General features: G+C 34.1%; 8 protein-coding genes. 6 read left to right on the top strand and 2 right to left on the bottom strand.

Annotated features, from left to right (window positions below):
• Positions 1 to 8 precede the first annotated feature (8 nt).
• The 6 genes from AAC601_RS09355 (at position 9) to AAC601_RS09330 (ending at position 8,925) form a co-directional block, all read left to right on the top strand.
• Positions 9 to 755 carry a hypothetical protein gene (locus AAC601_RS09355; RefSeq protein ID WP_303269004.1) on the top strand — a complete coding sequence of 249 codons (747 nt, stop codon included), beginning with the start codon at positions 9 to 11 and terminating at the stop codon, positions 753 to 755.
• Positions 756 to 932: 177 nt separating this feature from the next.
• Positions 933 to 2,567 carry a CTP synthase gene (locus AAC601_RS09350; RefSeq protein ID WP_303269003.1) on the top strand — a complete coding sequence of 545 codons (1,635 nt, stop codon included), beginning with the start codon at positions 933 to 935 and terminating at the stop codon, positions 2,565 to 2,567.
• Positions 2,568 to 2,578: 11 nt separating this feature from the next.
• Positions 2,579 to 4,432, top strand: a complete 1,854-nt coding sequence (gene yidC / locus AAC601_RS09345) for a membrane protein insertase YidC (RefSeq protein ID WP_303269001.1) — start codon at positions 2,579 to 2,581, stop codon at positions 4,430 to 4,432.
• Positions 4,433 to 4,592: 160 nt separating this feature from the next.
• The gene (locus AAC601_RS09340) at positions 4,593 to 7,757 is read left to right on the top strand and encodes a two-component regulator propeller domain-containing protein (RefSeq protein WP_340153067.1); all 3,165 of its coding nucleotides are present in this window, start codon (positions 4,593 to 4,595) and stop codon (positions 7,755 to 7,757) included.
• A 13-nt stretch (positions 7,758 to 7,770) separates the two neighbouring features.
• The gene (locus AAC601_RS09335) at positions 7,771 to 8,361 is read left to right on the top strand and encodes a response regulator transcription factor (RefSeq protein WP_303268997.1); all 591 of its coding nucleotides are present in this window, start codon (positions 7,771 to 7,773) and stop codon (positions 8,359 to 8,361) included.
• A 132-nt stretch (positions 8,362 to 8,493) separates the two neighbouring features.
• Positions 8,494 to 8,925 (top strand): hypothetical protein, encoded by a 432-nt coding sequence (locus AAC601_RS09330; protein ID WP_303268996.1) that lies wholly within the window; start codon positions 8,494 to 8,496, stop codon positions 8,923 to 8,925.
• 2 nt (positions 8,926 to 8,927) lie between these two features.
• Here the strand turns inward: AAC601_RS09330 and AAC601_RS09325 are convergent, their stop codons facing one another.
• Complete coding sequence (locus tag AAC601_RS09325; RefSeq protein WP_303268994.1) at positions 8,928 to 10,811, bottom strand: mucoidy inhibitor MuiA family protein; 1,884 nt, start codon at positions 10,809 to 10,811, stop codon at positions 8,928 to 8,930.
• 25 nt (positions 10,812 to 10,836) lie between these two features.
• Positions 10,837 to 12,954 (bottom strand): polyphosphate kinase 1, encoded by a 2,118-nt coding sequence (gene ppk1, locus AAC601_RS09320; RefSeq protein ID WP_303268993.1) that lies wholly within the window; start codon positions 12,952 to 12,954, stop codon positions 10,837 to 10,839.
• Positions 12,955 to 13,302: the final 348 nt, after the last annotated feature.

The following is a 13,302-nucleotide window of genomic DNA, read 5'->3' as shown; positions in this document are numbered from 1 at the left end:
TTAAAAGCATGAAAATTTTAAAATGGATATTCATTGTTTTAGTAGCAATTGGGTTATTAGGATTTTTAGGTTATTTAATTGTGGATGAAGATTTACCCCAAGGTCAAAATAGCGAGAAAGCAGAGCAATTAGCTGATAAAATGTTAGAGGCAGTTAATGATTCCGCTTGGCAGGAAATTGCAATCGTGGAGTGGGTTTTTGCTGGCCAACATCATTTGGTTTGGGATAAAGACCGACATTGGGCTAAAGTTAGCTGGGAAAATTATGATGTATTCATTAAGCTAGATTCTAAAAAAGGGATTGCTTTCGCTAAAGGTAAAAAAATTGAAAGAGATGAGCTTTTGAATTCTCTGCTTGAAGAAGCTTATGCAATTTGGGCAAATGATTCCTTTTGGCTAAATCCGATTACAAAAATCAAAGATGACGGGACCGATAGAAGCTATATTCCTCAGGAAAATAATAGTTTGGAGGGCTTGTTAGTCACTTATAAAAGTGGAGGAGTAACTCCGGGAGACTCTTATTTATGGCTAGTTAATGAAGAAACAGGGATACCCGAATATGTAAAAATGTGGGTAGCCGTAATTCCAGTAGGTGGAGTTAAGTTTAGCTGGGAAAACTGGCATACAACCATTGGAGGGGCTAAAATTGCTCAAACCCACGAAAGTATTTTTACAATAGAGATTTCCGAGCTTGCCACTTGGAATACGTTAGAAGCGTATCCCAACATCCAAGAATTTAAGGTACTAGAAAATTAAGAATTCGCAAGTAGATTATCACAATTAAAATTTAATTTATCATTAATTGACTAATAGCGAAAGCATTCAAGATTATGAACAGAAAAATATTGATTTATATTCAAAATAGATAAAGATTTTAAAATGCTTATACTACCTTTGTATCCCATAAGTACAGCAGGCAATTCAAAATAACTTATGGCATCTCGAAAAAATACTAAATTCATCTTTGTTACCGGTGGAGTAACTTCTTCTTTAGGAAAAGGGATTATAGCTGCTTCTCTTGCAAAACTTTTGCAATCAAGGGGTTTCTCAGTTACAATTCAAAAACTTGATCCATACATAAATGTAGATCCCGGAACGCTTAACCCCTATGAGCATGGTGAATGTTTTGTTACTGAAGACGGAGCCGAAACTGATTTGGATCTAGGCCATTATGAAAGATTCCTAAATATAAATACCTCGCAGGAAAATAACGTAACCACGGGAAGAATCTATTATAATGTAATTACTAAAGAAAGAGAGGGTGCTTACTTAGGGAAAACTGTTCAAGTCATACCACATATCACAGATGAAATCAAGCGTAATATCTATGCGGTTGCAGATAAAAATGATTATGATATTGTCATTACCGAGATAGGTGGTTGCGTTGGCGATATTGAATCCTTGCCATTTATAGAGGCCGTAAGACAAGTAAAATGGGATGTTGGTCCCAATAACTTTCTCGTAATCAATCTAACGCTTATCCCTTATCTAAAAGCAGCAGGTGAATTAAAAACAAAGCCGACACAGCATGCAGTAAAACAATTGCTGGAATCTGGTATCCAGCCAGATATTTTGGTATGTCGTACAGAGCATAAATTACCACAGGAGATAAGAAAGAAATTAGCACTTTTCTGTAATGTAAATATCAATTCGGTTATTGAAGCGATGGATGCAGACTCCATTTACGATGTACCGTTGCTAATGCGTAAAGAAAAACTGGACGAAAGAGTATTGGCAAAGCTTAAACTCTCTCATAAAGTGGAACCAGAATTGACACAATGGAAGAACTTTTTGGGGAAACTAAAGAATCCAATTTCTGAAATTAACATTGCTTTAGTAGGGAAATATATCGAATTACCTGACGCCTACAAATCTATAACAGAGTCTTTTATACATGCTGGAGCTGAAAATGAAACCAAGGTAAACGTAAAGTGGATTCATTCTGAAGAAATAAATGCAGAGAATGTAGAAAGCTTGTTAAGTAGTGTACATGGGGTCTTAGTAGCACCGGGATTTGGCGAAAGAGGAATTGAAGGAAAAATTGCTACTATTAAATATTGTCGAGAAGAAAAGCTTCCATTTTTTGGAATTTGTTTAGGGATGCAGTGTTCAGTTGTGGAATTTGCTAGAAACGTACTGGGTTTAAAAGATGCTTCATCAACTGAAATTGATGAAAATACTAAAAATCCGATTATAGATTTAATGCTGGAACAACAAGGGATCACACAAAAAGGAGGAACCATGCGTTTAGGTTCCTACGAGTGTGAGCTAAAAAAGAATACAAAAGCATACCAAGCTTATGGAAAAGCCAAAATTAATGAGCGCCATAGGCATAGATACGAATTTAATAACAGATATTTGCAGGATATTGAAGCTGCGGGTATGAAGGCTACAGGAATCAATCCTAAAACAGGATTAGTTGAAATAGTAGAAATTCCAGATCATCCATGGTTTGTAGGAACTCAATTTCATCCTGAGCTAAAAAGTACCGTTTTGAATCCACATCCATTATTTGTGAGATTTGTTAAAGCTAGTTTAGAACATAAAATATTATCAGAATCGAATTAATTACAATTTAGATGGACAAAAATCAAGCAACAGGACTTATCCTGATTTCTATTTTAATGATTGCATACTTTTGGTTTTTCGCGGATGCACCGCAGCAGCCAGAAAATATTGAAAGCAATCAAGTAGAACAAATTGACCCAAGTCAAGCGGAAACAACAACTAACCAAAAAGAAGAAGTTGTTGAATATGAAAATGATTCTACATTAAACCAAGCACTTGTCAACCAATATGGGGCATTTGCACAAGTTGCGAAAGGTGAATCTAATATTTCAACTTTTAATACAGAAACTATTGCCATTGCATTTGATTCAAAAGGTGGTAGAATTAAAAGTGTTGAATTAAAAGATTTTGAGACTTTCGATGGGCAACCACTTGTCATTACTAATCAGGAAGATGAGGAAAAGGAATTGTTGTTCAATACAGCTTCTGGAGAGGTCAACCTATATGATCTTTACTTTGAACTGGAAGGATCTCCTCAAAGAGAATTAACCAATGGAGATACGGTCAAAATCAAATTTGTAGCGAAAATTGCTCCAAATAAAAGTATTGAGCAAGTTTATTCCTTATCTGGAAACCAATATCAGGTAGGATACACTTTAGCTTTTAATGGTTTTACCAATGAAATATTGGGAGATCAATTGACTCTTAGGTGGAATAAAAAAATGCGCAAGTTCGAAAAAGACCTTCAGCAAAGCAGAACTAAGGTCACTATGAACTACTATTCTGAAGAAGAAGGTATGGATGGTCTAAGCGAACGTTCTGATGATGACAGCGAGGAAGTAGCTGCCCCTGTAAAGTGGTTTTCCTTTAAGCAAAACTTCTTCATGGAAGCCTTCATCACGGATGTACCAATGAAAAGAGCTGAATTCTCTACAGATATTGAAGATTTATCCGCTGAATACGTTAAAAGAGGAAAAGCCAAAGTGGAAATTCCATTAGCAGAAGTAACCAATAAGGCTGGTGAATTCAAATATTACTTTGGACCGAACAACTATAAAACGCTACAAAAAGTAGCTCCTGACTTTGAGGAAAATGTCTATTTAGGCTGGTTTCCAATTAGTTTAGTCAATAAATACATTATTATCAATGTGTTTTATATTTTAGAAAAATACATCAGCAGTTACGGATGGATTATTATCATACTAGTATTATTGATTAAATTAGCACTCTCCCCTCTTTCTTATAAATCTTATGTTTCGATGGCTAAAACGAAAGTTTTAAAGCCACAACTGGATGAAATTAAGGAAAAGCACGGTGGAGATATGCAGAAGGCTCAGGCCGATCAAATGGAGCTATATCGAAAAGTGGGAGTTAACCCTCTATCTGGATGTATTCCCTTATTGCTCCAAATGCCTATACTATTTGCCATGTTCTATTTCTTCCCTAGTTCGATTGAGCTAAGACAGGAATCTTTCTTATGGGCAACCGATTTATCGACTTACGATAGTGTTTTGAGCCTACCATTTGAAATCCCATTTTATGGTGACCACGTTAGTTTGTTCACTATTTTAATGACCTTATCTACCCTTTTAATTACTTGGTCACAAGGACAGGTTAGTTCGGTACAAGGACCGATGAAAAACATACAGTATTTAATGCCTGTAATTTTCATGTTCGTATTGAACAGCTTCCCGGCTGCTCTAAGTTTCTACTATTTAATTGCCAACCTTATCACATTTGGACAGCAAACTTTAATCAGAAGAATGATTGATGAGGATAAAATCCTAAAAATACTAGAAGAGAATAAGAAGAAAAACGTAAATAAAAAGACTTCCAAGTTTCAGCAACGATTACAAGAAGCAATGAAGGCAAGTGAAGAAGCCAAAAAAGAGAAAGAGAAAGGCAAAAAGAAAAAGAAAAAATAAATTATCCTGAACACAAAATATAAAAAGGTGAGTCAAAAACGGCTCACCTTTTTTATTGCTGTCGCTTTCTAATGCAATGCATCTGAAAAATTAAATTAATCCGAAAATATACAGCTTTATAGGTATTGTTTTCTAATTTAAATATTCAAATAATTGTTGTATGAAAAAGTACTTCTGCTTAGGCTTAATTATTCTTCTTTCTTTTCAGATCCTGAATGGACAAAATTTCCCAATTGAATTCAGACATCTTGATAGGAATATGGGCCTAGATCAGCCCTTCCCTTATAGTATCATACAAGATCAAGATGGATTTATTTGGATAGGTGGTGAAAATGGACTTTGGAAATATAGCGGAAGTGAATTCAAACACTATTACCATAATGTCCAAGACTCGAATTCACTTACTTATGATTTTGTTTGGACTCTTTTCGCTGATTCCAAAGGTAATATTTGGGCTGGCACCTATGGCGGTGGACTCTCAAAATTTAACCCGCAACTTGATCAGTTTACAAATTATGTTCATAGTAATGACAATGATAATAGCATAAGTGATAATAAAGTAAGAGGAATAGCCGAAGATAGTCACGGCAACATTTGGATAGGAACTAATAATGGACTTACTAAATTAGATCCTGCCTCAGGACAATTCAAGCATTATGGTATCGATGAAGGACTGGCTGATTTAACGGTAAGGACTATAAAACAATCCTTAGATAAAAAAAAGCTCTTCATAGCCACTGCGCGAGGTGTAAATATTTTTGATATTGAAAATGAAGATTTTTCTTTAATTGGTAAAGAATCAAATACAAAAAAAGGACTCAGGCACCCTTACATTTATGACTTACTTGAAACTGATGATGGAAAGCTATGGGTAGCTACAGGAAATGGTGTGGACGTTGTCAATTTGGAAACCATGAGAATTGACCAGATTCCAAACAATGTAAAAAATCGCAATGGACTAAGTCATGAAGTATGTTTTTCAATTTATGAAAACCCTCAAAAGCCCGGAAAAATTTGGTTCGGCACCATGAATGGAATCAATTTCTATGACCGGGAAAATCAAACATTTCACTGGGTAAATGCTAAGCAGAAGAATGAGGGTAATATCGGAGGAAATAACATTTATAATATTTTTGAAGATAATATGGGGGGACTATGGAGCGCTGTTAATAATGGTGGTGTTTACTATTCACATCCATTATTCAATAAATTTCAGCTCATTTCCTTTTTACCAAAAGTCACTGATAAATTTTTAAATCGCTACACTAGTTTTATAAGGCATGATGAAAACGAACTACTGATTACAACTTATTCCGGTTTAATAGTGAAAAATGAAAAAACAAAAGATTATAATATATATAAATTAAAAAATGGAGATCCATCAACCGACAATAGATTAACCCAAATAACGAGATGGAAGGAAAACGAATACCTTATTTCTGTTTGGGGCAATTCTGTTTACCATTGGGATCACAAAAACAAAAAGTTAAGCCGATTTAAAAAGTACAGTCAAGATTCAAACTTAAATTTTAATCTTAGAATTTTTGTCGACCATAAAAAGAGAATTTGGTTAGGCAATAGTTTAAAAGGGCTTTTTAGATACAATTTACAAAAGGAGGAATTAAAGCCGTTTCCTGTAAGTGATTTAAGCCTAGTTGAAAATAGCGGAGATGAGTATGTAAAATTCATTTTTGAGGATCAAAATAACAGACTATGGGTAGGGACTGCAGGGGGATTGCATCTATATGATGAGAAAACTAGTACTTTTATCAAATTTGAATCTTCACCCAGGGAAGGTTTTTTAAGTAATGGAAACATTAATCATATCTCACAGAGCAATAAAAATGGACTTTGGATCAGTACAGAACTTGGCTTAAATTTTTTCAATTTTACCGACAGCAGCTTTACTCGCTACTTTAAAAATGACGGCCTACCATCTAATGTAATTAGTAGCACATTGGAAGATGAGAACGGTGATGTATGGATTGCAACTGCCTCTGGTCTGTCAAAAATGAGTTCCGATGGAAAGTTTTCCAATTACAACCAAAATGATGGTTTAAAGGAAGAATACTTCATATTCGGGTCAGCTTTTAAAGATCCTGATGGTACACTAAAGTTTGGATCTTCACGAGAAATGGTCCAGTTCAATCCTAGTCAAATTCAATACAATAAAGTCCCACCAAAAGTATATTTCAGCCAACTAAAAATCAATAATAAGTTGATAAATTCAAAAGTCAGACCCGATATATTAACTAAATCAATATCGCATACTAAATCAATTATTCTCAAGCCAGAGGATATTCTCATCAACATCAATTTCGATGCATTAAATCTAATAAATGGACATAAAAATATGTATGCTTTATTTATGGAGGGATTAGATGAATCGTGGAGACCGGCATCAACAAAAAAATCTGTAACCTTCAGCAATTTAAAACCAGGTGAGTATATCCTAAGATTAAAAGCCCTCAATGATGAGAATATTTGGAGCAAAGAAGAAGCTACTCTAGCCATTACTGTTTTACCGTTTTGGTACAAGTCCGTATGGTTTAGAACCTTATTAAGCATATCAATTTTATTATTTGTAGGATTGATCCTGCGGTGGCGCTTTAATCAAATCAAAAATAGAAATAAAATATTAGAGGATTTGGTGCGGAATCGAACAGAAGAAGTCCGCTCTCAGAAAGAGGAAATTGAAAGTCAGAATGAAAAACTTCACTTTAGAAATGAACGAATAGAATTACTATTAAGAGAACTCAATCACAGAATAAAAAACAACTTGCAGCTTATTTCTAGTATTTTAAACCTTCACAGTAGAAGTACAAGTAATTTGGATGCAAAAATGGCACTCACAGAAGGCAAGTTAAGGATGCAGTCACTCTCACTCTTACACCAAAAATTGTATATGACAGAAAAATATACTGAGGTAGATTGCAAAGAATATATAAAAGAGCTAATTGACTACTTATCGATGGCTTTTAAAAGCAATTATTCCGATGTTCATTTCAACTTGGATATAGATGAATTCAAATTAAACTTAGATCAAGCAGTTCCATTGGGATTAATCCTTAATGAAATAGTCACGAACTCTTTAAAACATAGTGGGGAAGATCAGTTAGTCATAGATTTTACTGCAAAAAAACATCACGATAGAATAATCATCAATTTGAAAGACAATGGGACAGGTATTTCTAAATCGCAATTTGAGAATAGTAATTCATTTGGCTTAAGTATAATCAAATCATTAATTGACCAATTAGACGGAGAAATTACCGTAGGATGTGAGGATGGAAATCATTTCAAAATTTCATTTACAAGTAAATAAACTAAATGATATCATGGATGGATATAGAAACATTTTGATAATAGAAGATGAATTATTGATAGCGCAGGATCTATCTTTCTTGTTAGAAGATTTAGGATTTAGATGTGTAGGAATAGCCAAAAACTATGAAAGAGCCATGTTTTTATTCAATACCAATACTGTACATTTAGTACTCTGCGATATAAATATTGAAGGTGATAAGGACGGTATCGAGACGGCATATGAACTTAATAAAATAAGAAAGATCCCCATAATTTATCTTTCTGCCTATTCCGATCATGAATTAATTTCTAGAACCTCCGATGAATCTACTTTTGGATATTTAGTCAAACCATATAATGAAAGAAATTTAGATGTAGCCATTAAATTAGCCTTGAATAAATTTTATCAAAATGAAACCGTCCTTGTTAATGACGATTTCTTATCAAATTTCACCTCAAGAGAAGTAGAGATCATCAAATTATTGGCCGCAGGAAAAACCAGTTCTGATATAGCTGAAATCCTATTTATCAGTCCGCAAACGGTATCTAAGCACAGAAGCAACATCCTAAAAAAGTCTGGCTGTAAAAGTTCTAGCGAATTAATCCACCAGTATTATAGGTAACTAAACATGGCTTAAGTATTTAGATTTACTACGCATTTATCGAAAAAAAAGTAAAGAAATAATTGAATAGTACCATTCCTAAAATTTTTTCTTTAACTTATTGCTTTAAGCATAGTATTAAATCATGTGAGAATGAGATTATACACTGACCCAAAATTAAGAATCACTGTTGAAGAGATTAATAATATTCCATATATCAAGGAAGTTTGGAGAGGTATTTTGAATCCAGTGGTATTTCGAGCTCTTATTGACACATCATTGAATTTATATAAAAAAGAGATCCCGAAGCATAAAATTACAGGTCAGGAAAAATTCCTTTTATTGGCAGATGTGACAGAATTAGAAATGATTAGGCAAGAAGAAATCACCTGGTTAGAAACAGATGTGAATCCACAATACGAACAACTCGGTTTTACTCATCAAGCTGTTTTATCACCGATCACGCAAATTGCTTCCAATAAAGTGGATGAATATCACTCTAATGAAGATAGCGCTCCGTTTATCACCAAAGTATTTAAAGACAATAAAAAGGCTTTGAAATGGTTTCTAGATGACTACAAATAAGCCTATTCCAAAATAACCTCTTCATCTTTTGGGTATTTTACCTCGTAAACAAATTCCTTGCTTATTGATTTACCATCCTCGATACTTAAATCCCATCTTAGTTCCCCCGTCTTTTTGTTGTGTTGGGCTTGACTCCATTTTTCAACCGTAACTTCAATATCATCTCTTAGCGAAACTGGTACCTGATCATATAAAATCAAATCAATTTTTTGAGGTTTTGAATTCCTAATCATAATCTCATAACCCAACTTTTTATTCTTATTGAGTCCAATAAAACTTCGCTGATTAAAGTCATCTATTTTTTCCCTCTCAATGATTATCCCTTTATCATTGCCCAAGGAAATTTTTAATGTGTCTATGGTGGCATTGGCATTAAGAATACTTGTGCCGACAAATGAGCCTTCAAAGAATAATTTAGCCTCTCCTTCCATTAAATTGTATTGATCCCAATTAGCAATTCCCGCCACCAAATAGGCATTCTTATCAAGCTTTGGAATGGCTACATAATGATAGTCCGCATTCATCTCATATTCTTTCAAATCTATATAAGTTTGAGGGCTTCCCGATTTAATAGTATAACGTTCATCCACTTCAAATTCTATATTGGTTTGTCTTTTGATCGTGGTAGATTTAGTTTTTTCTGCTCTCTTGTCATTTGTAATTGAAGCAGTACCTCTTATTTTTACTCGGTTTGGGGATCGTTCTATTCCTGCTGCATAGCCCGTTACAACAACTTCTGAAAGCTGTTGTACATCTGGGCTTAAACTCACATTTAATCTTGATGAATTCACATTGAGCGTTTTGGATTTCATTCCTATATAAGCGAATCGTAATTGGTCTGCACCCCTTGGCATCGTTATAGAATAATTTCCCTGTAAATCAGTAGTGGTACCAATGGCAGTACCTTTGACCAATACATTCACACCTGGTAAGGGTTCCCCAGTTTCTCCGTCCGTTACTTTCCCTTTTACAGCATTGCTTACCCTAAGATTTGCAGGATCATTTTCTTCGAAACTCGTAAAACGGGCATAATCCAAATACCAAGTTTCCAATTCAGGGGCTTCCTTATTTTGATTTGGTTCAGCATTTGAAAATCGTAATTTAACATCATTCCAATCCTCCCCGGTTTGCTGAAAAACCTCTGCCTGGTATTCCAAATCAATGGGCTTGGTGATATCTGTGACATTAAGTCTATACTTTGGATACCAACCTGCACCTCCGACAAAGTAACTAATTTCAAAAGAAGCTATTGTAGTTTGATTCGCCTCCAGTTTTATGAGAATATTACTCTTTGTTTCAGTTTTAGCACCTTCAATTGCATGCAATTGATTGTTTAATTTCGATAATCGCGATTTTAAATCACTAATCTCTAAGCTGATATTAGACTGTTCTACTTTTATTGCTGTTAATTCATTTTCATACAGGCTGAGCATCTGAAGCAATTGAGTAGAAGTGATATTTTCATTACCAAGATTTTTATTAGCTGAAATTAGGCTTTCCTTTTGAATCAAAACATTCATTCTATTATTCTTACTTCTTATTTCAGAATCTATGTTTTCAATTATTTTATGGAGACTATCAACAGACTTAGTATTAATTTCCTTCTCCAAAAAATCGAATTGATGTTGAACAGAGAGTATTTTAATATCACCTATCCCTTTTACATTTATGCTATTAGGGTCTAAAAGGGCTGAAAGTGATTTTATTATTAGTGTATGACTACCTTTTTTAAGATTGCTCTCTCCTACTCTAAAAATTTGGGCTCCTTCTAAATAAACAGTCACCTCTCTAGAGTCTGTCATTAAAGTTTTCTTTATGTTTTCACTTTGAGCAAATACATTAAAGGAGATTGCTATAAGAAATATTAATTGAAATAACTGTTTCATAAAATTAAAGCTAAACTTTTTAGGATCACTCAAACAATTTCACGTCCTCAATCAACTCAGGAGTCACATTAAAAAACTCTTGATGGATATTAAAAGCAGGTTCTCCATTGCGTTCTACCTCTTTATAATAACTATCTTCATTCATTTCGTAAGAGTTAATATTATCCATTAAATTAAACCTCAGGATGTTCATCACCTGCTTCTTCAGAGTTTCATCGACAATCAAAAACAATGACTCTAATCTTCTTTCAAAGGAGCGAACCATCATATCAGCACTTCCACCATAGACTTTAGGCTCGCCATTATTATGGAAGTAATAGATACGCGAATGTTCCAGAAAATTTCCCACTATGGATCGAACCGTAATATTTTCGCTTAAACCTTTTCTTCCTGGTCTCAAACAGCAAATCCCTCTAACAATTAACTTGATCCTTACCCCAGCTTGAGAGGCAGCATATAACTCCTCAATGGTTTCTTTATCCTCCAAAGAGTTGATCTTGATACAAATCCCAGATGGCAGTCCCGCTTTTGCATCTTCAGCTTCTTGCTGTATCAAATTAATCAAGCGCGTTCGCATATCCTTTGGTGCTGTAATTAATCTTTCATACTCGTGAGGCAGGCTATGGCCTGTGATTACATTAAAAAACTCGGATATATCTTGGGCATAGATTTCATCAGTAGTCATTAAACCAATATCTGTATATAATCTAGCCGTTTCTTCATTGTAATTTCCACTGGCCATATGTAAATATCGAGTTACTTTTTCCTTCTCCTTTCGGACAATCATCAAAAGCTTAGTATGTGTTTTATAACGACTGATACCATAGATTACAAAACAACCTGCTTTCTGTAGTCTTTTAGCTTCTCGAATATTGTTTTCTTCATCGAAACGTGCCTTTACCTCAAAAAGAACTGAAACATGTATTCCATTTTCAGCAGCTTTTAACAATGCGTTTGTAATTCTCGAATCCTCTGCCAGTCTGTAAATAGTGAGCTTAATTGATAGCACTTTTGGGTCTTCTGCTGCTTTCTCCAGCATATCAATTACCGGCTCAATATTATTATACGGGTGATGCAATAGGATATCTCGATCTTTCAAAATTTCAAAAATATTGTCAGAATCGGATTTATGCTCCGGAAATGCCAATGGCGGTACAGGATCAAAAGCAGCAGGAATTTTATCCTTGAACTCTGTATGTTTAATAATCTGCCATAAAGCACTGTAATCCACTAAGTCCCCTTTCTTGAATTTGAAGATATTGTCTTTGTCGATTTCCCATCGATCACAGAGGATTTTCATCATCCATTTATCATAATCCTTATCAATTTCGATGCGTACTACCCTACCCGTTTTTCGAGTTTTAAGCTTTTTACGCATCTCTTCTAGGAAATTGGCTTCAATATCATCACTTTCTTCTAAAGTGAAATCTCCATTTCTGGTAATTCGAAATAAATTAACTGACAGGATTTCTATATTCCTGAACAACTTCTCAATGTTAGCTTTTACCAATTCTTCAATAGGAATAAAAAACATTTTATCATCCCGCTCTACTTCATAAAATCTCTGAATATTTTGCGGGATTTGAATAAAAGAAAGCTTTTTATTATCCTTTTTTTCTCCAAAGGAACGTGTAACCACTGAGAAAATTAGTAGTTTATTCATCAGGATAGGAAAAGTGTGATAATTATCATAAACCATTGGCGTTAGCATTGGAAATATGATTTTATCAAAGAAGCTGTTGGCTTTTTTGAGCTCGCTTGGGCTTAAATCAGCAAGTTCAGCAATCTTAAAGTTATTCTCCTCAAAAATCGGTTCCAGCTCATCTTCAAACAGTTTGTTTTGAGATTTTACAAAATTTTGACATTCAGTCAAAAGCTTCTTCCGGAAAGGTAATTCTCTCAAACCGGAATAATCTATTCTCTCTCTTCCATAATCAATATAATTATAAAGAGAGCCAACTCTAATCATAAAAAACTCATCAAGATTGGAAGCGGTAATTGCTAGAAACTTAAGCCTTTCGAAAATGGTACGATTCGGCTTTCGAGCCAGATCCAAGACCCTATAGTTGAACTGTAGCCAGCTTAAATCTCTACTGACTAAATTACTTTTATTTATTAATGATGTTATTCTATCTACTGCCATGGGTAATGATTCAATTGCTAAATTTAAGAAAGCTTTTGGCTTATTTATTCATTAAAGAAGAAAAATCTAGTTCGAGACAGGAACTAAATCTTAAACAACAAATTAAATAAAATGCGTCTAATTGTAAGCCTTATTTGTATTAATCTATTGTAAATCTTCCAAGTTCAAAATAAAGCGACCATTGATTTTTAGCAAATGAATTTTATAATATGTAGTAGAATTTTGAAATGAGAAAGCTGGAACTTTAAAGAATATTTATTCATTCGATACATAAGGAAATAGCATTCCTGAAATAAAATCAAAGCTGAATTCAGCAATCAACAAACCTAGAACGATCCGTACTATTAA

The sequence above is a fragment of the uncultured Marivirga sp. genome, assembly GCF_963974845.1.
GTDB classification, from domain to species: Bacteria; Bacteroidota; Bacteroidia; order Cytophagales; family Cyclobacteriaceae; genus Marivirga; species Marivirga harenae.
Note: the sequence above shows the minus strand (reverse complement) of the source record. Positions and strands in the feature narration are given on the sequence as shown.

Bases quoted from the DNA above. Each gene is read 5' to 3' on its own strand.
- AAC601_RS09350 (WP_303269003.1), top strand. From the start codon at position 933: ATGGCATCTCGAAAAAATACTAAATTCATCTTTGTTACCGGTGGAGTA.
- yidC (WP_303269001.1), top strand. From the start codon at position 2,579: ATGGACAAAAATCAAGCAACAGGACTTATCCTGATTTCTATTTTAATG.
- ppk1 (WP_303268993.1), bottom strand. From the start codon at position 12,954: ATGGCAGTAGATAGAATAACATCATTAATAAATAAAAGTAATTTAGTC.
- AAC601_RS09335 (WP_303268997.1), top strand. From the start codon at position 7,771: ATGGATGGATATAGAAACATTTTGATAATAGAAGATGAATTATTGATA.
- AAC601_RS09355 (WP_303269004.1), top strand. From the start codon at position 9: ATGAAAATTTTAAAATGGATATTCATTGTTTTAGTAGCAATTGGGTTA.
- AAC601_RS09330 (WP_303268996.1), top strand. From the start codon at position 8,494: ATGAGATTATACACTGACCCAAAATTAAGAATCACTGTTGAAGAGATT.
- AAC601_RS09340 (WP_340153067.1), top strand. From the start codon at position 4,593: ATGAAAAAGTACTTCTGCTTAGGCTTAATTATTCTTCTTTCTTTTCAG.
- AAC601_RS09325 (WP_303268994.1), bottom strand. From the start codon at position 10,811: ATGAAACAGTTATTTCAATTAATATTTCTTATAGCAATCTCCTTTAAT.